The sequence below is a fragment of the Amycolatopsis sp. EV170708-02-1 genome (assembly GCF_022479115.1).
In the GTDB taxonomy this organism is placed as follows: Bacteria; Actinomycetota; Actinomycetes; order Mycobacteriales; family Pseudonocardiaceae; genus Amycolatopsis.
In genome coordinates this window covers 4,505,623-4,529,996 of record NZ_CP092497.1, presented here as the reverse complement: position 1 = coordinate 4,529,996, position 24,374 = coordinate 4,505,623, and the positions used below count along the sequence as shown (strand labels likewise).

The 24,374-nt window shown below is 67.0% G+C and carries 26 protein-coding genes and 1 pseudogene; 20 read left to right on the top strand and 7 right to left on the bottom strand.

What is annotated here, in order from left to right:
• Window positions 1–11 precede the first annotated feature (11 nt).
• From MJQ72_RS20550 to MJQ72_RS20515, 8 genes are read left to right on the top strand one after another with little or no spacing between them, the layout of a single operon-like run.
• Window positions 12–1,538, top strand: coding sequence for a toluene monooxygenase (locus MJQ72_RS20550; RefSeq protein WP_240600990.1), 1,527 nt, complete (start codon window positions 12–14; stop codon window positions 1,536–1,538).
• The gene (locus MJQ72_RS20545; protein WP_240600989.1) at window positions 1,538–1,837 is read left to right on the top strand and encodes a toluene-4-monooxygenase system B family protein; all 300 of its coding nucleotides are present in this window, start codon (window positions 1,538–1,540) and stop codon (window positions 1,835–1,837) included. Before MJQ72_RS20550 ends, MJQ72_RS20545 begins: the two co-directional genes overlap by 1 nt.
• Entirely contained in the window at window positions 1,837–2,145 is a 309-nt protein-coding gene (locus MJQ72_RS20540; RefSeq protein WP_240600988.1) for an MmoB/DmpM family protein, read from the top strand. The genes MJQ72_RS20545 and MJQ72_RS20540 overlap by 1 nt, the downstream gene beginning before the upstream one ends.
• Entirely contained in the window at window positions 2,142–3,182 is a 1,041-nt protein-coding gene (locus MJQ72_RS20535) for a toluene hydroxylase (protein WP_240600987.1), read from the top strand. Before MJQ72_RS20540 ends, MJQ72_RS20535 begins: the two co-directional genes overlap by 4 nt.
• Window positions 3,179–3,511: a Rieske 2Fe-2S domain-containing protein gene (locus MJQ72_RS20530; RefSeq protein WP_240600986.1), complete on the top strand. Its 333-nt coding sequence runs from the start codon at window positions 3,179–3,181 to the stop codon at window positions 3,509–3,511. Before MJQ72_RS20535 ends, MJQ72_RS20530 begins: the two co-directional genes overlap by 4 nt.
• Complete coding sequence (locus tag MJQ72_RS20525) at window positions 3,508–4,722, top strand: NAD(P)/FAD-dependent oxidoreductase (RefSeq protein ID WP_240600985.1); 1,215 nt, start codon at window positions 3,508–3,510, stop codon at window positions 4,720–4,722. Before MJQ72_RS20530 ends, MJQ72_RS20525 begins: the two co-directional genes overlap by 4 nt.
• 23 nt (window positions 4,723–4,745) lie before the next feature.
• The gene (locus tag MJQ72_RS20520; RefSeq protein ID WP_240600984.1) at window positions 4,746–5,480 is read left to right on the top strand and encodes an uL22 family ribosomal protein; all 735 of its coding nucleotides are present in this window, start codon (window positions 4,746–4,748) and stop codon (window positions 5,478–5,480) included.
• Between the two features lie 22 nt (window positions 5,481–5,502).
• Window positions 5,503–5,802: a putative quinol monooxygenase gene (locus tag MJQ72_RS20515; protein WP_240600983.1), complete on the top strand. Its 300-nt coding sequence runs from the start codon at window positions 5,503–5,505 to the stop codon at window positions 5,800–5,802.
• Window positions 5,803–5,862: 60 nt separating this feature from the next.
• Here the strand turns inward: MJQ72_RS20515 and MJQ72_RS20510 are convergent, their stop codons facing one another.
• Both MJQ72_RS20510 and MJQ72_RS20505 read right to left on the bottom strand, forming a co-directional pair.
• The gene (locus MJQ72_RS20510) at window positions 5,863–6,549 is read right to left on the bottom strand and encodes a hypothetical protein (RefSeq protein ID WP_240600982.1); all 687 of its coding nucleotides are present in this window, start codon (window positions 6,547–6,549) and stop codon (window positions 5,863–5,865) included.
• A gap of 19 nt (window positions 6,550–6,568) precedes the next feature.
• On the bottom strand, window positions 6,569–7,453 hold the full coding sequence (locus MJQ72_RS20505; protein ID WP_240600981.1) for an SDR family oxidoreductase: 885 nt from the start codon (window positions 7,451–7,453) through the stop codon (window positions 6,569–6,571).
• Between the two features lie 73 nt (window positions 7,454–7,526).
• On the opposite strand from MJQ72_RS20505, the gene MJQ72_RS20500 reads away from it, so the two are divergent.
• Complete coding sequence (locus tag MJQ72_RS20500; protein WP_240600980.1) at window positions 7,527–8,096, top strand: TetR/AcrR family transcriptional regulator; 570 nt, start codon at window positions 7,527–7,529, stop codon at window positions 8,094–8,096.
• 30 nt (window positions 8,097–8,126) lie between these two features.
• Here MJQ72_RS20500 and MJQ72_RS20495 read toward each other — a convergent pair whose 3' ends face one another.
• The gene (locus MJQ72_RS20495; RefSeq protein WP_240600979.1) at window positions 8,127–8,879 is read right to left on the bottom strand and encodes an IclR family transcriptional regulator; all 753 of its coding nucleotides are present in this window, start codon (window positions 8,877–8,879) and stop codon (window positions 8,127–8,129) included.
• A 183-nt stretch (window positions 8,880–9,062) separates the two neighbouring features.
• Here MJQ72_RS20495 and MJQ72_RS20490 point away from each other — a divergent pair, with 183 nt between their 5' ends.
• The 8 genes from MJQ72_RS20490 to MJQ72_RS20455 are packed head-to-tail and all read left to right on the top strand — an operon-like array spanning window position 9,063 to window position 16,554.
• Window positions 9,063–10,106 carry an NrtA/SsuA/CpmA family ABC transporter substrate-binding protein gene (locus MJQ72_RS20490; protein ID WP_240600978.1) on the top strand — a complete coding sequence of 348 codons (1,044 nt, stop codon included), beginning with the start codon at window positions 9,063–9,065 and terminating at the stop codon, window positions 10,104–10,106.
• Entirely contained in the window at window positions 10,103–10,948 is an 846-nt protein-coding gene (locus MJQ72_RS20485; protein ID WP_240600977.1) for an ABC transporter permease, read from the top strand. Before MJQ72_RS20490 ends, MJQ72_RS20485 begins: the two co-directional genes overlap by 4 nt.
• The gene (locus MJQ72_RS20480; RefSeq protein ID WP_240600976.1) at window positions 10,945–11,694 is read left to right on the top strand and encodes an ABC transporter ATP-binding protein; all 750 of its coding nucleotides are present in this window, start codon (window positions 10,945–10,947) and stop codon (window positions 11,692–11,694) included. Before MJQ72_RS20485 ends, MJQ72_RS20480 begins: the two co-directional genes overlap by 4 nt.
• Window positions 11,678–12,697, top strand: coding sequence for an ABC transporter substrate-binding protein (locus MJQ72_RS20475; protein WP_240600975.1), 1,020 nt, complete (start codon window positions 11,678–11,680; stop codon window positions 12,695–12,697). Before MJQ72_RS20480 ends, MJQ72_RS20475 begins: the two co-directional genes overlap by 17 nt.
• A complete protein-coding gene (locus MJQ72_RS20470) occupies window positions 12,694–13,734 on the top strand; it encodes an LLM class flavin-dependent oxidoreductase (RefSeq protein WP_240600974.1) in 1,041 nt (346 codons plus the stop codon). The genes MJQ72_RS20475 and MJQ72_RS20470 overlap by 4 nt, the downstream gene beginning before the upstream one ends.
• Window positions 13,731–14,897, top strand: a complete 1,167-nt coding sequence (locus MJQ72_RS20465; protein ID WP_240600973.1) for an LLM class flavin-dependent oxidoreductase — start codon at window positions 13,731–13,733, stop codon at window positions 14,895–14,897. The genes MJQ72_RS20470 and MJQ72_RS20465 overlap by 4 nt, the downstream gene beginning before the upstream one ends.
• Before the next feature lie 14 nt (window positions 14,898–14,911).
• A complete protein-coding gene (locus MJQ72_RS20460; RefSeq protein ID WP_240600972.1) occupies window positions 14,912–15,619 on the top strand; it encodes a class II aldolase/adducin family protein in 708 nt (235 codons plus the stop codon).
• Window positions 15,620–15,630: 11 nt separating this feature from the next.
• Window positions 15,631–16,554, top strand: a complete 924-nt coding sequence (locus MJQ72_RS20455) for an ABC transporter substrate-binding protein (protein WP_240600971.1) — start codon at window positions 15,631–15,633, stop codon at window positions 16,552–16,554.
• A gap of 163 nt (window positions 16,555–16,717) precedes the next feature.
• On the opposite strand, the pseudogene MJQ72_RS20450 reads toward MJQ72_RS20455, so the two are convergent.
• Window positions 16,718–17,173 (bottom strand): annotated as a pseudogene (locus tag MJQ72_RS20450) (aldo/keto reductase); the annotation flags it as partial.
• A gap of 29 nt (window positions 17,174–17,202) precedes the next feature.
• Between MJQ72_RS20450 and MJQ72_RS20445 the strand changes: the two are divergent.
• Window positions 17,203–17,757, top strand: a complete 555-nt coding sequence (locus MJQ72_RS20445) for a hypothetical protein (protein ID WP_396426996.1) — start codon at window positions 17,203–17,205, stop codon at window positions 17,755–17,757.
• Window positions 17,758–18,242: 485 nt separating this feature from the next.
• Window positions 18,243–19,751 carry a hypothetical protein gene (locus tag MJQ72_RS20440; RefSeq protein WP_240600968.1) on the top strand — a complete coding sequence of 503 codons (1,509 nt, stop codon included), beginning with the start codon at window positions 18,243–18,245 and terminating at the stop codon, window positions 19,749–19,751.
• Here MJQ72_RS20440 and MJQ72_RS20435 read toward each other — a convergent pair.
• Window positions 19,708–21,714 carry an NB-ARC domain-containing protein gene (locus MJQ72_RS20435; protein ID WP_240600967.1) on the bottom strand — a complete coding sequence of 669 codons (2,007 nt, stop codon included), beginning with the start codon at window positions 21,712–21,714 and terminating at the stop codon, window positions 19,708–19,710. The two genes, MJQ72_RS20440 and MJQ72_RS20435, sit on opposite strands and share 44 nt — an antisense overlap.
• 647 nt (window positions 21,715–22,361) lie before the next feature.
• Between MJQ72_RS20435 and MJQ72_RS20430 the strand changes: the two genes are divergently transcribed.
• Window positions 22,362–22,943: an SsgA family sporulation/cell division regulator gene (locus MJQ72_RS20430; protein WP_240600966.1), complete on the top strand. Its 582-nt coding sequence runs from the start codon at window positions 22,362–22,364 to the stop codon at window positions 22,941–22,943.
• Window positions 22,944–23,092: 149 nt separating this feature from the next.
• Here the strand turns inward: MJQ72_RS20430 and MJQ72_RS20425 are convergent, their stop codons facing one another.
• Window positions 23,093–23,797, bottom strand: a complete 705-nt coding sequence (locus MJQ72_RS20425; RefSeq protein ID WP_240600965.1) for a GNAT family N-acetyltransferase — start codon at window positions 23,795–23,797, stop codon at window positions 23,093–23,095.
• Complete coding sequence (locus MJQ72_RS20420; protein WP_240600964.1) at window positions 23,787–24,233, bottom strand: hypothetical protein; 447 nt, start codon at window positions 24,231–24,233, stop codon at window positions 23,787–23,789. Before MJQ72_RS20420 ends, MJQ72_RS20425 begins: the two co-directional genes overlap by 11 nt.
• Window positions 24,234–24,374 lie beyond the last annotated feature (141 nt).

Here is a 24,374-nt window from a genome sequence, read left to right as displayed (position 1 = left end):
AGAAACCCACCATGGCACTGCTCAAGCGAGAAGAATGGCAGGGATTCGTCCGCGACGTGGATTGGACGCCCACCTACGTCGACGACGAGGCCATCTACCCCGAATGGCACTCGGGCACCGGCAAGGTCCCGCGTGAAGCGTGGCTGAACTGGGAGGAGTCCTACAAGGTCACCTATCCCGAGTACGTGGCCACGCAGCGGGAAAAGGAGTCGTCCGCGTACGCGGTCAAGGCGGCCCTGCAACGCTCGAACAACTTCGAAGCCCTCGACGAGGGCTGGAAGTCGGCCACGAAGATGCACTTCGGAGGCGTGGCGCTGGTCGAGTACGCCGCCGTGCTCGGCGAGCTCAAGATGGCCCGCTTCGGTCTCAACGGCGCGTGGCGCAACATGGCCACCTTCGGTCAGCTCGACGAGATGCGCCACGCGCAGATCACGACCTTCTTCGGACACGAGTTCATCGCCAAGGACCCGCAGTACGACTGGACCCAGCGGACCTTCCATACCAACGACTGGGTGCCGATCTCGGCACGCAACCTGTTCGACGGCATGATGACCGCGCCGAACGTGGTCGACCTGGCCATCGAACTGCCGTTCACCTTCGAAACCGGCTTCACCAATCTGCAGTTCGTCGCGCTCTCCGCCGACGCGCTGGAATCCGGTGACGTCAATTTCGCCAACATGATCTCCTCGATCCAGACCGACGAGGCCCGCCATTCCCAGCAGGGCGGCCCGACCATGGAGATCCTTGTCGAGCATGACCCGGTCCGCGCCCAGTGGATCATCGACAAGTCCTTCTGGGGCTCCGCACGCATCTTCGCGGCCCTCACCGGACCGGCCATGGACTACTACACCCCGCTCGAGCACCGCAAGCAGTCCTACCGGGAGTTCATGGAGGAGTGGGTGATCGACCAGTTCATCCACACCATCGAGGACTACGGGCTGAAGAAACCGTGGTTCTGGGACGAGTTCATGCAGGGACTCGACACCTGGCACCACGGGCTCCACATGGGACTGTGGTTCTGGCGGCCGACTCTCTGGTGGCGCCCGAAGGCCGGCGTCTCCAAGGACGAGCGCGAATGGCTGCGGGAGAAGTACCCCAACTGGGAGACCGTCTACGGCGACAAATGGGACGTGATGATCGACCAGGTCAACGCCGACAACGTCGAGGCGACACTGCCCGAAACGCTGCCGTGGCTGTGCAGCACCTGCCACCTGCCCGCCTGCAACGCCACGCAGTCGCGTGACGGCAAATGGCGCGTACGCACCTGGCAGCTGGACTACGACGGCAAGAAATACCACTTCTGCACCAACACGTGCCGCCAGATCTTCTGGAAGGACCGCGACAACGTCAATCACGAGACGCTCATCGACCGGTTCCTGGCAGGCCAGATCCAGCCGATGGACGTGGGTGGCGTGCTGGCCTACATGGGCATGACTCCCGAAGTCATGGGCGACGACCCCGACTACGCCGCCTGGACCCGCGACTACGTCGGCCGAGCGGCCCCCGGTCTGGCCACCCCGGCGGGAAAGGCGAGCTGATGACACAGCAGACCGAACTCGGCGTCGAGGACCGTGCGCCCGAACTGGTGCCCCTCAACGCGATCTTCGCGACCGACTTCGTCCAGATCCTCGTCCCGGTCACGACCGCGAACACGATGGACGAGGTGGCGGCCGCGGCCGCCCACCACGTCGAGGGCAAGCGGGTGCGTGCGCTCCCGTACCGCAAGGTCGTCCTCCACAACGGGCGGGCGCTTCCCGGAGACATGACGGTCGCCGAAGCCGGCATCGCGCCGATGGATCACATCGCCGTCGAATACGACATCCCGGAAGGCTCGTGATGAAGAACCCCGTCGGACCCGTCCTGAGGATGGGCGACCACATCGAAGACGTCATCGCGGCCATCCGCGAGGACAACCCCGAGCAGGAGATCGTCGTCGTCGACCGCGGCTCCTACGTGCGGGTCCAAGGCGAAGCCAGGGTGCGGGTCACCCAGGACACGCTCCGGGCCTATTTGGGAGCCGACTACGAGATCCGCTCCTTCCAGACGATGATGTCGTCCTTCGTCGGACGCGTCATCACCACCAGCGACGACATCGTCTGGGAAAAGATCAAGCGCGACGCTCCGGAAGGAGAGCTCGTCCGATGAGCGACCACACCAACCGCCCTCGGGCACGCCGCACGTTCAGCGCCTTCGGCGACGTGCGCAAGATGCCCAGCGAATACGAGATCGTCACACACGGCCAGAACTGGACCACCCGCGAGAACCGCAACGCCCCCTTCGAGCAAAACCCTTCCTCGGCGGCGAATCTGTGGTTCCTGACCTACCGTGACCAGTCCCCGCTGCAGGCCGACGACTGGGAGCAATTCCGCGAGCCCGACAGCCTGACCTACCGGATGTACGTGAACGCACAAGCCGAGTCCGAGTCGAAGATCCACGGCGTGCTCGAGGAATACGCACAACTCGGCGCCGACACGAAATTCAGCCGCGGCTGGATCGAGACACTCGCCACGCTGTACACCCCGTCGCGGTACGCGATCCACGGGTTCCAGCAGATCGAGGCCTACCTCGGCTACCTGGCACCGACCTCCTACATCACCAACCCCGCCGGCCTGGCCACCGCAGACTTCCTGCGGCGAGTGACCACGGTGGCCTACCGGACCCGCGAGCTCCAGGTCGCGCACCCGGACGCCGGCATCGGCACCGCCCAGGAGCGCCGGCACTGGGAGCAGCACCCGGCGTGGCAGGCGACCCGCAAGGCAGTGGAGTCCGCGCTGATCACCTACGACTGGGGCGAGGCGTTCACCGCGCTGAACCTGGTCCTGCTGCCGACCCTGGACGACGTGCTCACCCGGCAGTTCGGCGAGATCGCCCTCACCAACGGCGACAATCTCGGCTGGCTGCTGCAGAGCTTCCTGGACGCCGACAACCAGCGTCGCAACCGGTGGAGCAAGGCGGTCGCCACCTTCGCGATCGGCCGGCGAGCCGAATCGGCCGCCGCGATCGACAAATGGATCGGCAAATGGGCACCCATCGCCGACGATGCCGCCGCCGGGCTCGGCCGGATCCTCGAGACGCTTCCCGAGTCCGGTCGCCCGAGCGTGGAGGTGGCCGCCGGCGCTCGTGCCGCCCGGGAGGCGTTCACCGACTCGATCCTGCGGGACACGAACAGGGCATCGGCATGACCTCCGCGAGCGCGACCACGCAATGGCGAAAGACGATTCACCTCGATGAGCTCTGGGAAGGCGACATGGTTCCCGTCGAGGTCGACGGGGTGAAAGTTCTGCTCATCAACGTCGACGGCGACGTCAAGGCCTATCAGAACCGGTGCCCCCACCAGGCGTGGGTGCTCGACGAGGGCGACTTCGACGGCGAAACGCTCACCTGCCTGCGGCACATGTGGACGTTCGACGCGGCGAGCGGCAAGGGCATCAATCCGGACGACTCCTGCCTCAACGGCTACCCGTGCGAGGTCGGCGACGACGGCGTGATCCGAGTGGACGTCGGCTCATGAGCAGGCAGCGCCACGTCATCGTCGGCGGAGGGGTGGCCGCCGCTTCGGCAGCGGCCACCCTCCGCGCCAACGGCTTCGAGGGCGAAGTCTGCATCGTCAGCGACGACGTGGCGCTGCCGTATGAGCGCCCCCCGCTGTCGAAGCGGTTCCTCTCCCCGGAGACGGACGGAACCGCGACCCTGGTCAAATCGGCCGACTGGTACGCCGAGCACGACGTCACGGTCCTGCTCCGGACTCGCGCCGAATCCCTGGACACCACGGCGAAGACGATCGACCTTTCCACTGCCGAACAGCTGTCCTACGACAAGCTGCTGATCGCCACCGGCGTCCGGGCACGGACACTGCCCCACGTCGACAGCGACCGCATCCAGACGTTGCGCTCCATCGCCGACGCACAGGAGGCGCGGACCCGGATCGCCGCCGCCGACCGGGTCGCGATCCTGGGTGGCGGATTCATCGGCTGCGAGGCGGCCTCGACCGCGGTGTCGATGGGCAAACGGGTCACAGTGCTCGAGCGCACCGAGACGCTGATGCAGGCCGCGCTGGGCCCGGTGATCGGTGGTGTGATGACCGACGTGCACCGGGCCGCGGGCGTGCACGTCGTGGCCGGTGTCGTCGTGCAGAGAATCGACGAGACTCCCACGACCGTGGTCGCCCGAACGGACCACGGCCGGATCGAAGCGGACCTCGTCCTGGTCGGCGCGGGTTCCCAGCCCAATGTCGAGCTGGCCCACTCCGCGGGCATCGAGGTCAAGGGCGGCATCGTCACCGATCAATTCTCCCGGACCAGCGCCCGCGATGTTTTCGCCGCGGGCGACGTGGCATCCACGTTCCATCCCTTCTACAAAGAGCACCTGCGCGTCGAACACCACGACTCGGCGATCCGGCACGGCGCGTCGGCCGCGAAGAACATGCTCGGATTGGACGCGCCCTTCGCCGAGGCGCACTGGTTCTGGTCCGACCAATACGACCACAGCATCCAGCAAGTGGGCCGGGCCAAGCCCGACGACGACATGGTCCTCCGGGGCTCCCTCGATGATCTGTCGTTCTCCGCCTTCTCTCTCCGGGACGGACGCATCACCCGCGTCATCTCCCTGAACCGCCCCAAGGACGTTCTCGCTGTCCGCCGGATGCTGTTCACGGACCACACCGTGAGCGCGGAACAGTTGCAGGACGAAGCCACCCCCTTGAACCGGCTGGCGCGGCGATAGCCACCAGCCCGCGTGGAGGCATGATGTCCACCTTGACGACACTCGACGTGCACGAGAACCAAGTCCGCGTCGACCACGACAACGCACGCGAAGCACTCGACAAGATCCTCGGCCACGACCTCGTGAACGCGGTCGCCAAGCTGCGCCACGGACCTGGCCGTACCTGCGAACCACTGGCACGAGTACTGGACCGGGCGGTCGCCGACGCCTCCGCCGCCGGGCTCGACCCGGGCACGCTGCGGGTCACCTCAGGCAGGATCGAGGAAGGCGAGAACATCGTCCGCGTGCGCCGCAAGGCACACGGCAAGGCCGACTGGATCACGAGCGTCACCAGCAACGTCTCGATCGAGCTCACTCCCTCCGGCCTTTACGAGATCGCGCGATCGACCCCCGCCCCCCATGCGCCCGCGGCGCCACCAGCACAGGCTGGAGACCCGGCGCACCCCCTGGTCCCCGAGCTGCGCGACAGGCTCATGGACGTCATCGATCCGGACCTGGGGATCAACATCGTCGACCTCGGATTCGTCCGCGGCGTGTCCGTGGAGAACACCACCGCGGTCCTCACCATGACGCTCACCTCCGCGGCCTGCCCGCTGACCGGTGTCATGGAAGACCAGATCCGCAAAGAACTCCTGGAAGGCCCCACACCGCCCGTCGACGACTTCCGCATCGACTGGGAATGGACGCCGTCATGGACGCCGGCGGAGATCACGCCCGAAGGCCGCGAGCAATTGCGCGCCATCGGCTTCACCATCTGAACACTCGCGAAAGGGAACACCCATGGGACATGTCGTGATCGCGACCTGGAAGGCCAAACCAGGAGCGCGGGACAAGGTGATACGCGTCCTGGAGGAAATGACCCCGGGCAACCGCGGCGAGCCGAAAACGCTCCACTTCCAGGCCCAGGTCAGCACCAGCGACCCCGACACGATCGTCCTCTACGAGCACTACACCGACCCCTCGGGATACGAAGACCACCGAGCAACGGAGGCATTCCGGACCCGGGTCCTGGGCGAAGCAATCGAGCTGCTGGCGGACCGCAAACTGGAGACATTCACCACCATCGATCCGGACCAGTGAGCGTCGTCAACAACCTCGCACCGGTCGCGGGGCGATGACGTCCGACCAGGAGCCGGCTGATCAGACGGCCCCAGGCCCGAGTATGCGGTCGTAGCGTGCTTTTACTCGCCGCCGGATCAGAACGGCCACCATGGTGATCGCGACAGCCGCCGCAGCGAATGAGCCGAGCAGCCACCACGGAAAGGTGGGTGGGGTGTGCCCGGTGACGACGACCGAGGGGCCGCCGGGGACGCCGGTGAGATCAGCGGAAATCAGTACCAGGTCCTCGGGTTCGAGCAGGTCGTTGTTGGCGCGGAAGTCCTCCAGATTGGCGTAACCGCGTCCCGTCCGGTCGACGGCTTTCCCGGAACCGGGTGCGAGGTAGAGCGTGAGGAGCTCGAGAGTGCCGCGTCCGCGTTTGACGAGCAGAGATCGCGCGTACGGCGCGCCACCATCGGCCCCGAGCGCCCGCCGGACAGCGTCGTTCAGGTCGCACCTGTCCGACGGCAGCGGACCACGAGGTTTGCCGTCGCCGCACCGGTACGCGCTCAGCAGGAGGGTATCGAGGAGCTCGAGCCTGTAGTTCGCCCGGAGAAACGTCAGCCGCTCCTCGCTCGTGCCTCCGGTGAACCGGTCGTTCTTCACCGACGTCGAGCCGATGTACTCATCCATCACGACGGGAACGGACGGCAGCTCCCTCTGCGAGCCACAGGCGGCCAGCATCAGCACAACGGCAACGGCCGGAAACAGGCGACTGAGGCGCAGCACCCAGAGACTCTAGACAGCGTCATCGGGGACCAGTCCCGCTGGACCAGGAGTCGCGGATCGTCCCGGCGTTGTCGCGAAGGAAGGCGTCGAATGTCCGGGCTGGACGGCCGGTGAGGTCGGTGACCGCGGTCGTGGTCTCGGCAAGTCTGCCGCCGGCGACCTCCGCGAACAACTCCGCGACATCCTGAGCGAACCGTGCGGGCAAACCGGCGGCGTCGAGCTTGGCCGCGAAGGCGCGCGGAGACAGATCGACGTAGCGGATATTCCGGCCAGCCACGGCGGACAGCTTCGCCGCGATCTCCGCGTGTGTGAGGGCTTCCGGGCCGGTGAGGACGTAGGTCTCGCCGGGCCGCGCGCCCTCCGTCAGCAAAGCGGCGGCGCATGCGGCGATATCCACGCAATCCACATAGGACACTCGACTCTCGCCGTACGCGCCCAGAATGTGGCCGTCTTCGGTGAAGACCCCGGCACCGGTGCGGAAGTTCTGCATGAATCCGCTCGGCTGCAGGATATTCCAGCCGAGCCCGGACGCCTTCAGGTGCTCCTCGATGACCCAATGCGCGCCCTCGGCCAACCTGGCGCCCGCGCGCGCGTGCCAGACCGACACCTTCACGATGTGCGCGACCCCGGCCTCGGCCGCGGCGTCGATCAGCCCACACTGCTGACGGATCATCGGCTGTTCCCCCTCGACGGGCTGAGCGCCACCCGCGTTCAGGAACACCCGATCCACTCCCCTCACCGCCGCCGCGACCGACTCCGGATCGTCGAAATCGCCGACGACGTAGGGGCAGCCGAGCTCGGCACCGGTTGCCGGATCGCGCACGAAAGCGGTGATCTCCCGTCCGCGCAGACGTTGGACGAGGTGGCGGCCGATACTCCCGGAGGCGCCGGTGATCAGGATCATCACGATCTCCATTAAACTGAGGGTTCCTCGAGTAATTAAGTCGAGGGTACCTCGACATAACGGGGAGGCAAGAGTGAGTTCTACGGGAAGGCGTCCGCGGGCCGACGCGCTCCGTAACCGCGATCGTCTGCTCGCGGAGGCGGACACCGTGTTCCGCGAGCAGGGCACGGGCGCACCACTGGAGAGCGTCGCAAGGCGTGCCGGAGTCGCGATCGGCACGCTGTACGGTCATTTCCCGACCCGCCGCGCCCTGGTCGGCGCGGTGCTGCGTGACCGGAACGAGGCGCTGTTCGCCGCCGGGAACGCCTTGTGCGATCAGCCGCCGGAGGCGGCTTTGCGCCACTGGGCGGCTTTGGTCGTCGAGCACGCGGCCACGTATCGCGGGCTCGCGGGCATGTTGGCGGACGGCGTCGACGACGACGCCTCGGAACTGCACGCGTCGTGTGAGCGTATGTCGGATATCGGCGAGCGACTGGTCGATCGCGCGGTCGCCGCGCAAGTGGTCCGACAGGGCGTGACGGGGGCGGACCTGTTCGCCTTGATGAACGCCGGGGCTTGGACACGAGAGCACTCGTCGGACGAACAGGCCGCACGTTTGGTCTCGTACACCATCGACGGGATGCTCGCCACGGGTTCGAGGTGATCGACGACGCGAGCAGCCGCACCCGAGCGGTCAGGGAAGCAGGACGCCCCCGATCTCGGCGGCGGTGATCTTGGCCAGGTCGACGAAGAAGGGGACGCGTTCGGGGATCATGAGTTCGGTGGTGCCGCGCAGTCCCAACGCGAATCTGGGCCGGCCGTCGCGATCGAGTACCGGGATGCCGATGGTGCGGAAGCCTTCGGCCAGTTCCTCGTCGTTGAACGCCCATCCCCGTTCCCTGGTGAGCGCGAGTTCCTTGGCCAGTTCGGCGGGATCGGCCGGGGCCCGGTCGGTGGCGTCGGTGAACGGGAGCCGGGCGAGTTCGTCGTCCGAGGGGGCGGACCACGCCAGCAGCGCGCGGCCCAGCGCGCTCGCGTGCAGCGGGAGGCGGAGGCCCTGGAGGCGGTGGCCCTCGGCCTCGCGCCAGCGGCTGGTGCCGAGCAGCACCGCGTCGTTGCCGTGGCGGATCGCGACCGACGCGGAGGCACCGGTGGTGGTCGCGAGCTGCTCCAGGTGGGGCTCGACAAGGTAGACCTTGTGCTGCCGGTAGGCGATCTGGCCGTATTCCGCGAGCGCGCCACCGATGCGGTAGCGACCGGATTCAGGGTTCTTCTCCAGAAATCCGGCGTCCACCAGAGCCGTGACCAGCCGGTGCGTCGTGCTCACCGGCAGGCCGACTCCGCGGGCCAGTTCGGAGATGCCTTGCTCCTCGCCGGTGCGGAAACAGCCGAGGACGGCCAGCGCCCTCGCCACGGTCTGGACTCCGCCATCACCACTTCGTGCCACGGGCAAAACCGTACCGCGCTTTCCGGATATCGGAAAGCTCCCTCGGCCAGGGTGCACCGAAGACGCGATAAGGCGGAAGTCTTTCCAGTCCGTGGAACTGGTGGCTCCGCTGGGAATCGCGTGGTTATGGTCCGGACGTCTTGACCGAGCCGCTGAGCCGGACCCCCTTCAGGAGTTACCTCCATGCCCCGCACACCTCTGTCCAGCACACCCGGCCTCGCCGGATTCACGCTCGCGATGGCGTCTCTCCTCGCGCTGACCGCCGCGGGCTGCGGCACGGGTGCCGACGCGGGTGTGGCCGGCGACGCCTCCTTCGTCCTCAAGGTCACCGACCCCGGTAACGCCGGCCCGCTCGCGGTAGGGAAGCGAGACGGGACCTTCGACAAAGCCCTCGCCCCGTTGGGCGCCCGAGTCGAGTGGGTGGAGAGCACACCGGGCTTCAGCTCCAACTTGAAGTTGTTCAACACCGGCAGGCTCGACGTCTCCGGTGGCGCCTACAGCCCCGTGGTCGGGGCCTTGTCCAAGGACGTCGGCGTGCGGATCATCGCGGTCGCCGACCCGGTCGGCAAGGACCGCAACGGGATTCTGGCCTCTCCGGCATCCGGCATCAGATCGGTGCCGGACCTGGTGGGCAAACGGATCGCGGTCAACCCGGCCGGAAAGGGCGAGTACATCACGCTCAAAGCACTGGCACAGGCCGGAATCCCGGCCGATCGGGTCGAGCGGGTACCGCTGCAGCAGGCCGACGCCACCTCCGCCTTCGCCACCGGGAAAGTGGACGCGTGGGCCTCGTTCAACGAGCCCTACCAGGAGGCGAAGGCCAAGGGAGCGGTGGAGATCGCCACCGAGGAAAGCATCGGGTCGGTCGACAACACCATCGTCGCGTTCCGGACAGCGGTGCTCGAGGAGCGACCCGATGTCGCCGCCAAGTACCTGGAAACCCTGCAGGAACTGACGAAACAGCAGCGCACGGATCCTGCCGCCTTCGAGAACGTCTTCGAGAAGGCGGGCCCGCGTGCCCTGTCGGGAGCCAGGCTGGATCGCGCGCTCGCTCTCGGTGCGGAGGCCGCTGTGCCGCGCTATCCGACGCCCCAGGACGCGGAGGACCTCGATTCCGTGGCGGGCCTGTTCTTCCAGCACCGTGTCACCCTGCGCGAGATCACCTCGGCGGACGTGTTCTACGACCTGCCCGGCAAGCTCGCCCAGCACAAGGCGAGTGGCAAATGACCGCGGTCGTGAGCACGCCGTCCCGTGCGGAGCCGATCGACCTCGTCCGCCCGGATCACCGTGGCAACCGCGAACGGTCGCGTTGGCTGTCGATTCCGTTGCGGTTCTCGGTTCCCCTGCTGCTCGTGACGGCATGGTGGATCGGTTCGGCGACCGGCGCGATCTCTCCCGAGGTGCTGCCCGGACCGCCGAAGGTGTGGACCGCGTTCGCCGAGCTGTACCAGACCGGTCAGCTCGTGGACTTCGCTCTCGCCTCGTTCCAGCGGGTCGCCGCGGGTGTTCTCCTCGGGGTCGCGGCAGGGTTGGTGTTCGGGGTCTTGTCCGGGTTGTCCGCGCTCGGCGAGGAACTGATCGACGCGACCATGCAGATCAACCGCGCGATCCCGTTCCTGGCGCTGGTCCCGTTGTTCATCTCGTGGTTCGGCATCGACGAACAGTTCAAGGTGCTGCTGATCGCGACCGCGACGGTCGCGCCGATGTACGCCTACACCTACCTCGGCGTCCGGAACGTCGACCGCAAGATGCTGGAGGCGGCGCGCAGCTTCGGCCTGCGCGGGCCACGGCTGGTGTTCGGCGCGATCCTGCCCTCGGCGCTGCCCGCGGTACTGATGGCGCTGCGGATCTGCCTGTCCATCAGCATCACCGGCCTCATCGCCGCCGAACAGGTCGGAACCCGTGAAGGCATCGGCTATCTCGTCAGCCTGGCGCAGGAGTACAACCGCACCGACTACATGGTGCTGTGCGTGGTCCTCTATGCCGTGCTGGGCCTGCTGTTCGACGCCGCCGTGCGGGTACTCGAACGGTTCTCCATGCCGTGGCGAGCGGGGGTGGCGGCCCGATGACGACCACCACCGAGCTCGCCGTGTCACTGTCCGGCGTACGCAAGTCCTTCGGCGACAAGGTGATCCTCGACGGGATCGACCTCGACGTGCACCGCGGCGAATTCGTCGTCCTGCTCGGCCCCAGCGGTACCGGCAAGACCACGTTGCTGCGCCTGTTGCTCGGCCTGGAACGACCCGACGCCGGCAACGTCCTCGTGCCGAGGCAACGGACCGTGGTCTACCAGGAACCACGGCTGGTCCCGTCGAAACGAGTACTGTCCAATGTGGTCATCGGGCAGAAGCGCGGCCGGGCGACCACGGACAACGGCCGGCGCGCGCTCGCCGAGGTCGGCCTCGCCGGCAAACACCGCGCGTGGCCCGCCACCCTCTCCGGCGGTGAAGCGCAACGGGTCGCGCTGGCCAGGGCTTTGGTCCGGGAGCCGGAACTGCTGCTGCTCGACGAGCCGTTCGCCGCGCTCGACGCGCTGACCCGGCTGCGGATGCAAGACCTCGTCGGTGATCTCGTGGCACGCCACCGGCCCGCGGTGCTGCTGGTCACCCACGACGTCGACGAGGCCATCCGGCTGGCCGACCGCGTGCTGGTCCTCCACAACGGACGGTTCAGCCGCGACGAGCCGGTCGATCTTCCGCACCCCCGCGACCGCACCGATCCCGCCGCACTCGGCTACCGCGCCACCTTCCTCGCCGACCTTGGTGTCGGCGGCGCCCCGAAATCCCAGGAGGAGCTCCATGACCGTCACCCATGAACCCGCCATCGACACCCTCTGGTACACCCGTTGCCCCGTGCCGACGGCGAGCGGCCTCGCGCACAGCCTCGGCTGGCTCGCCGACAACGCCGGTGCGCACGGGCTTCCCCTCGAAGTGTTGCAGGACGCCGGCCCCGACATCGCCGTCCACCACTTCGATCACCGCCTGCGCGGGCTGATCCGGGAGGGTGGCAACGTCCCGGCCCTCGCCGCCCGCGCGGCCGGTTCGCCGACCAGGCTGATCGGGCTGACGTGGATCGACGAGGCCCAAGCGATCCTCGTCGGCCCCGACTCCCCTGTCACCGGTCCGGCCGGGCTCGCGGGAAAGCGGATCGGCGTCCCCGCGTGGGCCGCCGACCAGGCGCGCAGTTTCCCGCGAGCCATGGCATTGCACGGCTTCGCCAACGCGCTGCGCCTGGCCGGGCTGACCCTGGCCGACGTGACCGTGGTCGAGCTCGACGTCAACCGCACACCCGAAGTGCGGGACACGGTCTCACGCCGTACTACCTGGGGCGTGACGGAGCTGCTGGCCGGTGAGGTCGACGCGATCTACGTCAAGGGTGCGCGGGCCGCGGAAACCGCGCGGCAGCACGAACTCCAGGTGGCGGTCGACCTCGACACCGGAACCGATCGGCGGGGCCGGGTCAACAACGGCACTCCGCGCCCGATCACCGTCCACGCCGACTTACTCGAAAGCCGGCCGGATCTGGTCGTCGGCTTCCTCGCCGCGAGCCTGCGCGCCGCCGATTGGGCGGTGGACCACCTGGACGAGGTACGTACCGTGCTGGCTCGTGAGACCTTCTCCGGCCCCGAGGGTGTGACCTCGGCCTACGGCGACGATTTCCACCTCGGCCTGCACCCGACACTGTCGGCCGAACGCATCGAACTCCTCGGTGTGCAGAAGCAGTTCCTCTACAGCCACGGCTTCCTCGCCACCGACTTCGACCTCGATTCGTGGGTGGCGCACGAACCGCTCGAGCAGGCGAGGAGGCAGCTGTCATGACCCGCTTTCTCTGGGAACTACCGCTGCGCGGCGACGGCCGCCGGGCGGATCCGGCCCGCTGGCAGCGCAACGGATTCGAGCACCTCCACCAAGTGATCGACGCGGCCGAACTGGCCGGCCTGGACGGTGTCGTGGCGCCATACGACCCGGACGGCGAGGAATCCTGGATCGTCGCGGGCGGAGCCCTGCGGCACACCCGGCATTCCCGGGTCATCGTCGAGTTCCATCCGGCGTTCGGCACACCGGTGTACGCGGCGAAGCTGTCGCTGACCCTCCAGCGCCTCGGCGCGGACCGGCTCGACTGGCTACTGCACGTGGACACCACCACGCAGGACGCGCGGCAACGCGGCGACCGGGTGACCGGCACCGCTCGCTATGAGCGGGCGGCCGAATTCCTCACTGTCGCCCGAGGCGTGTGGTCCGGCCGGGGCGCGCTCCGTGGTGGGTTCGACGGCGGCGAGTTCCACCACGACGGCACGTATTTCGACGTCGTGGCGGGCGGATTCGACGAAGCCGTCGACGGACATCCCTTCCCCACCGTCCACCTGACCGGCACATCACCCGAGGCCATCGCTCTGTCCGCCGAGCACGGCGACGTACATCTGTTCACCGAATCCACAAACAGCCTCGCTGCCCAGGTCGCTGCCCTGCGCGACGCGGCCACGGCCCGCGACCGCGCGGTCGGGGCCGGGCTCGTGCTGCCGGTGATCGCGCGAGAGGACGAAGACGAGGCACGAGCACGGCTGCTGCGGCTGTGGCGGGAAACCGACCCGTCCGCGACAGAACCCGAGGTCCTGGCCAGGTTCATCGACGATCTCCGGTTCGACGGCTTCGACCACATCGGACACCGCGTCCCGGTCGGGCTGGTCGGCAGCTACGACCAAGTGGCGGAACGACTTGCCGCCTACGAGCGATCCGGCATCACCACCTTCGTCCTCAGTGGACATCCGAGCATCGAAGAGATCCACCGGGCGGGCGAGCACCTGCTCCACCTCGCCGATCCGGCGGGCCGCACCCTGACAGGAGCGAGCGCATGACCGTGGACGTCTACTGGCGCATCGGCATGGGCGGCGACCACGCTTCGCTGCGCACTCCGAAAGTCCGCAACCGCGGAGACTGGGGCGGACTGGGCCCCGGCAACATCGCACCCGCCGTCCGTGGCGGCGAGCCCGACGGGTACTCCTACATCGACCATGCCGCGGCCGTGGCGAAAGCGTCGGAGGCCGCCGGGTTCCTCGGTGGGCTGTTGCCCTCGTTCCCTGGCACCGAGGACCCGTGGGCGTTGTCGGCCGCGCTCGCCAGGGAGACCAGCACCTACCGGTTCATGGTCGCGTTCCAGCCCGGTTTCCTGCATCCGCTGCAGGCCGCGCGGATGTCGGCGAGCCTGCAACGAGCGACGGGCGGCAGGCTGGTCTACAACATCATCTCCGGCGGCGGCGGGCCGGCGCAGCTGTGGTGGGGTGACAAGGTCGCCCACGACGACCGCTACGCCCGCACCTCGGAGTTCCTCCAGGTCCTCAAAGGAGTGTGGCGAGGCGAACCGTACGACTTCGAGGGCCGGTTCTTCCGCACCGAAGGCGCCCGGCTGCCGGACCAGCTCGCCGGTGAACCCTTCCCGGAGATCTACTTCTCCGGTTCGTCCGCCGCCGCGGTGAACGCCGCCGCACTGCACACCGACTACTACCTGTCGTGGCTGGAACCCTTCGACGACCTCAAGCGGAAGTTCGACGGCGTCCGCGAACACGCCGCCGAACTCGGCCGCACCCCGAAGTTCGCGGTACGCATCGACATCCTCGCCCGGCACACCGAAGAAGCGGCATGGACAGAGATCGAGAAAGGCTGGCGCCACGTCGACCCGGCGATCGCCAATCGCCAGGCACAAGGCGACTCCGTCGGTGCCGGCCGCATCAAGGGCTGGGTGCCGGAGACCATCCGCGGTTACCGCGACGTCGAGGTACAGCCGAACGTGTGGGCCGGATTCTCCCTGCTGCGCGGCGGGCCGGCCTTCGGGCTCGTCGGCAGCTACGAGCAGGTCGCCGAACGCCTCGACCAGCTCCTCGACCTCGGTGTCGACGCGTTCATCCTCGCCGGCAATCCGCATCTGGAGGAGGCCTATCGCGTCGGCGAGGAAGTCCTCCCCCTGCTCGGCCGTTCCCGGTTCACCAAACCCGCCGCCGTCCACCCGGCTCTGACCGCCTGACGACAGGAGATAAAATGACCAGCACACTCAGCGCCACCATCACCGAATTCGCCGAACAAGCCCGGCAGGACGCGGAAAAGGCCTTTCGCGTGTTCCGCGAGACCGGCACCACGTCGGCCAACGGGACCGTGAACTTCGTCGAGCGCGTGCCGGGCGAAGAGATCGCGATCGGACTCAACGAACCGGGCCCGTGGTCCGACGACCGCACCGTCGAACCGGTGGTGGCCACCTTCGACGGCACCGTCCTGTCCGGCACCGGCCGGGCGGGCTTCATCGGCGGCTACAGCAAGGTCTTCCGCGACCACCCAGAAATCACCACCGTCGTGCACATCCACACCCCGTGGCTCGGCGGCTGGGCCCAAACCCACCGCACACTGCCCATCCGGTACGCCGCCTCACAGCGGCTCACCCTGTCACGGGAGATCCCGCCGCATATCGACCGCAGCACACCGGCCAGCGAGTTCATCCTCGACCGGCTCAAGACCGACCCGCACTTGGCTGCCATCTTCGAAGCGAACGGCGGCGTCAACGTGATCGGGCGCGACGGCCTGCTCGAGACCGCCAAGTTCATCGTGCTGCTCGAAGAAGGCGCCCAATTCCAGGCCATCGCCGAAGGACTCGGCGGTTCCGTCGAATTCGACCCGACCAACCTCGTCGCCCAATGGAGCCGCACCGGCCTGGCCGACGAAGCCCGCCGCCTCGGCCTGATCCCCTCGAACTGAAAGCAAACACCATGACCGTCCGCGTCGGCTACTTCCCCAACAACAACTCACTGTTCGTCCTCCGGCACCGAGGCATCCTCGAACAGCGGCTGCCCGACATCGAATGGGTGGACCTCCGCACCCTGCCCGCCAAACCACCCGTCGACCCGAAGACCGCGCTGCCCACCCTCCACTCGGACTGGCTGTTCGAGGACGGCGGCTACGACTTCATCGGCACCGGCTTCACCCCACCCGTCACCGGGCTCGCACACGGCCACGACCTGGTCTACGTCGGAATCTCCGGGCCACGCGTCGAGAACGGCAGACTCGTCGTGAAGGCCGACTCCCCCATCTCATCGGTCGCCGACCTGCGCGGCCGCCGCGTCGGCATCGCACACGGCTCCTGGCAGACCACCCTGGCCCTGTTCGCCCTCCACCGCGCCGGACTGACCTGGTCGGACATCGAACCCGTCAACACCTCCGTACACGACGGCCCGGCCGCCTTCCTGTCCGGCGAACTCGACGCCTGGGTCGGCGCCTACCCCGCGCTCAGCACGGTCGAGCACACAACCGACGTACGCACACTGATCGAAACCGAAGGACTGTTCAGCCACCCGTCGCTCTGGTTCACCCGCCGCGACTTCGCCGAACAACACCGCGACGAACTGACCGCCATCATCCAATCCCTGCGAGAGTCCGACGCCTGGATCACCGCCAATCCCCGCGAAGCCGCCCGCTACTTCGCCACCACCGAGTCCGAAGTGGACGGATGGGAGCACGCACTGCGCAACCGGCCGTTCGGCCTCGGCCCCGTCACCGACAAGTTCCTCGCCGAACAACACAAGGCAGCCGACCTGCTCTCCGCCAACGGCCTGCTGCCCAAATCCGTCGACCCGAGGACCGCCGTACTGCCGTGGCTCAACGACCTCGTCGCCACCACACCACAACCGGCCTGAGCCTCTTCACAGCCGGCGGTGGGCAAGCATCCGATGCTCGCCCACCGCCGGCTGTCACCGACACCAGCCGAAAGGCACGAAAACGAACCAACCGTGAAGGACGGTGCTGGGCGATCGGCGACGGTGAACGACGAGTCACCGACGGCCGAGCGCTATCGCCGGACTACTTCTTCGCGATCGGCATGGTCAGCGGTACCTCGGCGAGCGGACGGCTGCGCAGCGCCTGGGCCATCGGCCCATACGGGTAGTCGATCCGCGGCTCGCTGATCAGGTCCAGCTGTCGTGTCTCGTCCTCGGTCAGCGTGACCTCGACCGCCGCGAGGTTTCCCTTCAGCTGTTCCAGTGTGCGCGCCCCCAGCAGGACGGACGACACACCTGGCCTGGCCGCGGTCCAGGCCAGCGCGACCTGGGCCGGAGTGATCCCCCGGCGCGCCGCGATGTCCCGCACCACCGACAAGATCTCCCAGGTCCGTTCCTCGCGGGTCTTGCCACCGAACACCGCGCCATAGGCCGGGTGCCCGAGCCGCGTTCCCGACTCCGGCGTGGCGTCGGGACGGTACTTGCCGGTCAGCACGCCGCCGCTCAGCGGGGAGAAGATCAGCAGACCCAGATCGTTGGCCGCCGACGCGGGACGAACCCGGCCGGACCATCAGGCCGGGGCTGCGCCGCTTGGTGGACATGATGGAGGGCGTGCCGGCCTGTGTCATCGGCCGCCGCACGGACCTCCTCGCCTGGAACGACCTCGCCGACGCCCTCTACGGATTCAGCACCATGGATCCCGTCTACCGCAACGTCACCCGCCACACCTTCGGCTACCCGGGCGTCCGCGAGTTCTACCAGGACTGGGAGGGCGTCGCCGCCGAAACCGTGGCCTTCCTCCGCCTCGAAGCCGGGCAGTACCCGAACGACCCACGACTGGCGGCCCTGATCGGCGAACTCACCATGCGCAGCAAGGACTTCGCACGGCTCTGGGCAAAGCATCCCCTGCAGGACAAGACCCACGGAAGCAAGACGATCGTCCACCCGATCGTCGGTGAACTGGACCTCGCCCACGAAACCTGCGTCCTGCCCGGAGACCCCGCCCGGCTCCTCGTGGCCTACACCGCGGCCGCGGGATCCCCGACCGCCGACCGACTACGCCTCCTCGCCAGCTGGAACGCGCCGTCCGAACAGAAGGTCCTGTGCCGCCCCTCGAAGGGCTGAGATAGACCTGTGGCCAACCGAAGAGACCAGCACCCGGTGCGATCGGTTATCTGCTGTTCCGCCCGTTCGGCACGCCGCGCCCGCCCTGCCCGCACCTGGGTAGACGGCCACTGGGCTGTCAGGATCGACCACACCAGAGCTACGTACGCCGCCGCAGAGGGGCCGAAATCACTTCCACGCCCACCCAAGACCTGATCACCTGTGGCTATGCTCCCGATGGCCGACAGCGATCAGAACGGAGCAACACCCAGGCATTCGAAACTCTGGGTAATCGAAATGCTACAATCAGACAATGGCCCGGGAGCCGGGAGCCGGGAGCCGGGAGCCGGGAGCCGGGAGCCGGGAGCCGGGAGCCGGGAGCCGGGAGCCGCTGGAGAACTTTTCACTGTGATCGCACTGTTCTCGCCGTCGCCCGAACTCTGACCTCGGCGTATCGCCTGCTCGAGGCATGGACGCTGTTCCGGGACGACTTTCGCGTCAGGCTGTTGTTCACGGTCAACGGCACGTCAGCGTTCAGCGACGGCGTGGAGGACGTGCTTCGCCAAGCCGGAGTCAGACTGGTGCCCTGGCAAGCAGTCCGTGATAAGCAGGTCGCCTACGATCTAGTTCTCTCCGCGAGTGAGAACATCGATTTCCAGAACGTCACGAAACATACCGTGGTGCTTCCGCATGGGCTGGGATTCAACAAGTACGTGCCCGACAGCAACGGCGAGGGGACCCGGCTGGCCGGGCTCCCGCCAGATGCGGTTCTGCGCGCGGGCGGTGCGACCGTGGTTCTCTCCCACCCAGAACAACAACGGCAGCTGTCTGCGGTTTGTCCGGCCAGCGAAGGGCGAACGGAGGTCGTGGGCGACCCCACCTTGGCGCGGTTGCTGGCAAGCCAAGGCTTACGAGACAGATATCGGGAGACGTTCGGAACCAACGACCGTACGTTGGTCGTGCTGGCCTCGACCTGGAGGCCGGATTCGCTGCTGGGCCGGTGGCAATCCCTGCCGTCACGGTTGCTGGCAGAACTACCGGCTGACCTGTACCAAGTGGTCGTCGCCCTTCACCCGAATGTGTGGTCCTACTACGGTCGGGCCCAGATTTCGTGGTGGTTCTCCTCCGCGTTGGATGCCGGCCTGCTCTTGCTGCCGCCGGACTCCGGATGGCAAGCCGCCCTGGTAGCCGCGGATCAAGTGATCGCAGATCATGGATCTCTCGGCTTGTTCGCCGCCGCCCTCGACAAGCCGATCCTCCATGCCGGTTCTTCGGCGGAGATAGTCGCGGGTACCCCTCCTGCCGAGTTGTTGCGTGAAGCGACAGAACTCGATGGGACCACGCCGCTGCGAGAGCAACTGGATCACTGTCGGCGCGATCACCGGCCAGGCCGGTTCGACCCGATCACCGATCGTGTGTTCGCCCAGACGGCAGAGGCGGATGACAACCTCCGCAACCTGATCTACCGGAAACTCAACCTCACAGCACCCTCGGCTTCATCATCGCCGCGCAGGTTTCCCCTCCCGGAGCCTTGTCTTAGGCCGGTCATGTCGTACGTGGTCGACACAGTGGCGATCGAGGACGGCGTCCTGCATCTGACCCGGTATCCGGCGGCAGTTCGGCCGGATAGGGCCGGCAGGGAGACCCACCTGGTGGCCGACGAGGCCGAACCTGACGTGAAAATCCTCGAGCGGGCTGCCGTGATCGTGACAGACCGGCCCCTCGACGTGTCCGAAGCCCGGCTGTGGACTGCCTCCGCTTTGGCAGCCAACCCGGGTGCCCGGGTGGCGATTACAGCGACAGCACAGGGAGGTCTCGCCGCGGTGCGCGGCGGCGGGGTTGTTCAGCTCGACATGGCCGACAGTCGACGATGGGTCTCTTCCGCGGGCTCCGCCGTCTACTGCTGCTGGCTTTCCGGTGACCTCCGCGAACGCCAGATGGTTGTCCAAGCGGGTCCACGATCGACGTCCGTCACTCTGAGGTGGAGTCTTGACGTCGGCGAAGCAGCTCACTGAATTCGTCGGCACGCCCGCTGCCCAGACGCTGGTGAACGTCTACCAAGGCCCGCAAGCAAGATCGCCTTCGATCGCCGTCGGCCTCGAGAAGGGGAAGTAGGCTCTCCCGTGCGATCGCCTCATAGTATGGCTGGCCGTCGCGGCCCAGGGTCTCGATCGCCTCATCCAGCACCTGATACGCCTCCTCTGTTCGTCCCCTGGCTCGCAGGACATTCCCGAGCTCGGTGAGGCACCTTCCGAGCATGCGCGCATCACCGACTTCGCGGATCTGCTCCAGTGCGTTCCGCAGGATGTCTTCGGCATGCTCGTCCAGGCCGGCCTGGCGCTGGGAGCTTCCTAGGAAAAAGGACGTGAAGGCGACACCTCGGCTGTCCGATTCTTGTGAGAACAAGGCAATCGCACGCCGATATGCCTCCGCGGCGTTATCCGGGTCGGTGTGGTCGCGGTATCTGCCCAGCATCTCCCACACCGAGGCGATCAACCGCGTGTCCGTCGTCTCTTCCGCCAAGGTCACTGCTCGGTCGAGCTCTTCGCGCGCCCGGCCGAGGTCGCCGAGGTCGGTCCATGCGCGAGACACGAAGCTGCGAAGCCGCGCCTCGGCTCGCACGTTCCCAGCGATGCGGGCAGAGGTCGCACCAAGGTCGCTCGACTCAGTCCAATCGACTAGATAGCGTCGGGTGACGTACAAGGCGGACAGGGCTTCAGCCAACCTCCACGACTCTTCGTGCATTTCGAGGTCCGCAGCTGCACGTTGGACCGCCAGCAGATTCGCCCGTTCACGATCAAGCCAGGCCAGTGCCGCCTCCTTCGCTGCATCACCGAGAAACGGCGACTTCGACCGGCCGGTCACCGTGCCCGGATCGACCCTGTAGCGGCGAGGGCCCAGCACGGCAAGGTCCGCGAAGGCCGCGGTGGCCAGCAGATGAATGACCACTCGCCGCACCGCCGCCTCACATTCTTCGGCGCCGTCCTCGGTCAGGGCCAGCTGGCGGGCGTGTCGTCGCACCATGGCGTGCAGAGAGAACCGGTTTCCTGAGTCCTCGTTCAGCAATCCGGATTCGATCAAGGTCTCCACCGCGGTGTTCAACGCGTCCCCGCGAACGTCGACAAGTCTCGCGAGAGTATCCAGCGTCAGATCACGGGCGGCGAACATCCCGAGCAACCGATAGATCCGGGCGGACACCGAATCCAACGCGTCATACGCCACGGCGAAAACGGCCGAGACCTTGTCTTTGCCTCCGACCGCGAAACCCGAGCGGCCGCCCTCGATCTCCTCGACCAGATCCCCCACCCGCAGCCCGGGCCGGGCCAGGAGCCGTGATGCCGCCACCTTCAAGGCCACGGGCAGGCCGGAGCACAGCTGCACGAGCCGATCCACCGCCTCCGGTTCAGCCTCAGCCCGTGCCCCGACCAGGGAGATCACCAGGTGCGCCCCGCTGGCGTCGTCAAGGGGCTCGAGTCGAATCGCTTCGGCCCCCTCAGCCAGCAGTTCACTCAGCTGAGCGCTGCTCGTCACCCAAACGGCGCTGTCCGCGCCGTTGGGCACAAACGGGAGCACCTGCGCGGCATCGGTCACGTCCTCCAGGACAATCAGCACCGGTTTCCGCGCCGTGATACTTCTCAGATGGTTCGCTCGACCGGCTGCTGTGGAAGGCATCACGTCCTTCGCCACACCCAATGCGAGCAGGCACGAGGCGAGGGCGTCCGCGACCGAAGGCGCGATCCCGTCGACCGACGCGAACTCGACATGCAGGTCGCCACCGGAAAACACTTTGGCGTCACGAAACCGCTGGACGCAGCGTCGGATGAAGGCTGTCTTCCCCACGCCTGGCAAACCCGTGCAGACACCGAGCTGGGCCACCCCTGGCGAACGCGAAGCCCAGAAGCTCTCCATCCGCGCGAGATCTGCCTCCCGGTTCACGAAATCGCGCGGCCCCAGCGGAACCTCCTGCGGCACGACCATACAGCTCTCCCCACCCAACAGCCGACCAGCGACAACCCAAGCCAGGCACTGACGACATGACCCTATCGTGATCAACGACCGCGCGAGTGCTTGGTGAACACCGCCTCGGATGATGTCCCCATCTCGCTATCGCGCGGACCTATTCCGCAGCTCCCGACACGAAAGCCTCGCCTCAAGCTCAAGACCGGCGAGGATGGCGCGGAAGCCGCACGAGAGACACAGACGTCTACGTCGTCAATGGCAGTCCGCTTTCGAGGGCAGCGATATTCGCGGGGGTTGACGATCCGACGCTTACGGTAGTGACCCGCTCGCACCCACTACGGTCATAGCCTCGCTCATCCGATTGATGGGTCGAGGAAACCGCCGGCGAGCGACGCGAAGATCGGCCCCGGCCTTCCTGCGTCGCGCCGTTGAGGGCTGATCCGGTGTGGTCAGCATCGGGGATGGTGGCGGCGAGGCCGGTTCATGAGATCCTTTCGAGCCGATGGACACGTAGCTTGTCGGACCAACGGCGAGACCGGGCCTCTGCTCGGCGCGGCGGGCGGTATCTTGGCTGTGCACACCGTGTAGCCGTTGAACAAGGCCTGATTCCACCCGCGGCGAACCTCGACGTCGTAACGTCGGGCGCGGTCGGAAACGTCGAGCTGGTGGTCAGCGATTCGCTCGGCTTCGACGGGCAGACGTCGTCGTGGTCGTGCGAGCTTGAGATCACGACTACGCCCCAACTACTACTCAGAGTAATGAACCGCTCCGAGATTCCATACGTGTGCTGGGTGAAGACCCCAACGGCGCTAGGAATGAGGACGGCAATGGACACGAACGTCACACGAGTACGGAGCCAGATCACGCTGGAGGTACTCCGGGAGCAGGAGCGGCCGGAAGCCGTCGAAGCCGAACTCCGCTACGACGCCGAGTCACCTTTCGCGATCCAGTTTCTGTTCACTGTCCCTAGCCACGGCTCGGTCGCATGGTCTGTCGACCGCGAATTTCTCACCGCGGGCATGCGTCGTCAAGAGAAGGCGGGGGTGGTCCACGTCAGCCCGGTCGGCGGAGAGATCACCGCTCTCGAGATCGAAGGTTCCGGTCCCAGGCTTGTCTGTCTGATGTCCTCGGACAGGATGTCCGATTTCATCGAGTCGACGAACCGACTTGTTCCTGTGGGGAGTGAGGGCGACTTCCTCGACTTGGATGCCGCCTTCGAAGCCTTCATCGTGGACGAATACCGCTGATCTTATGTCCCTGCATCGACCCACACCGCTTTCCGCAGGCGACCCGATCATGTGCGGAGTTCAGCGCTTCGATGTCCGCCGACGATGCGGCTACCCGGAAGGGCGTCCATTTCACACTGCTGCCACAGATCCCGACCCGATGACTCGACTTAAGACGCCTGGCCGTCCACGCGGTTGAGCCAGAGACCGGACGTGCGTCGCACGATGGAAGCGTGGGGCGCCTTCGCGGCGAGCCGCCACTCGCCGTCCACAGGCCCTGCGTTGATGCCCGCAGGACCCTCTGGCGTGTTGATGAAGCAGCTCTCGCCGTTCCGGGCGAGCGTATAGCCGCGGTGGCGATACCAGAGCATGACCTGCTTGTCCGTCGCGTCGATCTTGGCGACGATGAGCTGCAGACCGAGTTCCCGGAAATGTTGTTCGGCATGGCTCAGCAGGGCTGTTCCGGCCCCGCAACCGCGAGATCCGTCATCGACGGCAAGTATCTCGATCTCAATGAGGGTCTGGATGAGGTGAGCGTGGTGCTCCGGGCGGAACGACCTGATGAAGTTCACCGGTGAGCAGGCGTAGACCACGCCGACCAGGCGATCGTCGCTGAAGGCGCCGAAACACCAGCCGTGCGCGCCGCGAAGGTCGGCAAAGGGGACGTAGCCGCCGAACTGATCGAGGGCCGCCTCGAGCGGGCTGCCACTGAAAGTGCCGGGCGCGCCGGCCGCTGCTGCGACCGCGACAGCCGCCGCGCCTTCGCCAGGTCGAATCAGCCGAACGTGAACGGCGTGCTTACCGTTAACGCCGGGGACATTGGCATCGGAGGCGTCGTGGTCCTGGCCGATCATGTTCGTGACCTCACTGACCATGGTAGGCGCGATACGCGGCGTCCATCGTGAGCCGGTGACGGACGTAGCCCTGATGCCGATCCAGCGGTGCGCCGTCTGCGGTGGCCAGATGGAGTGTCATGTCTTCCAGCAGTTCGATCAGGACCTGGAGCGGAAGAACGGCTTCAGGTTGTCCCTCCTCGTCAACCACGCCGCGATCGATTCCAGCCGCGCGCAGGAACGCCTCACGCGAATTGTGGTTCTGCGACGGCAGATCGCGATCGCCCCGGTAGTGCCGCGCGCCCGTGTGCGCGAGCCAGGCACCGACAAGGTCGTGCGCATGCCGCTCGGCGGCTTCGTACGGTTGTACCTGGCCACGAGCCTCGCCGCAGAGCTCGAACGCCGCGACCAACTCGTCGGTATCCAGGTGCGGGTTCGCGTCGATCAGCGCGGCGACCCGCCTATCGGGATGAGGCACGACAGACACGATATGCCCCACCGCAGCCACACGGTTGAGCGGCACTGCGGTTACGTTCCGCAACCACAACTCGGCCAGACAGTCTCCGTTCTCCCAGCAACTTGCCGCTGTCGGGGAACCCGAGTGCACTTAGTTCAGAGA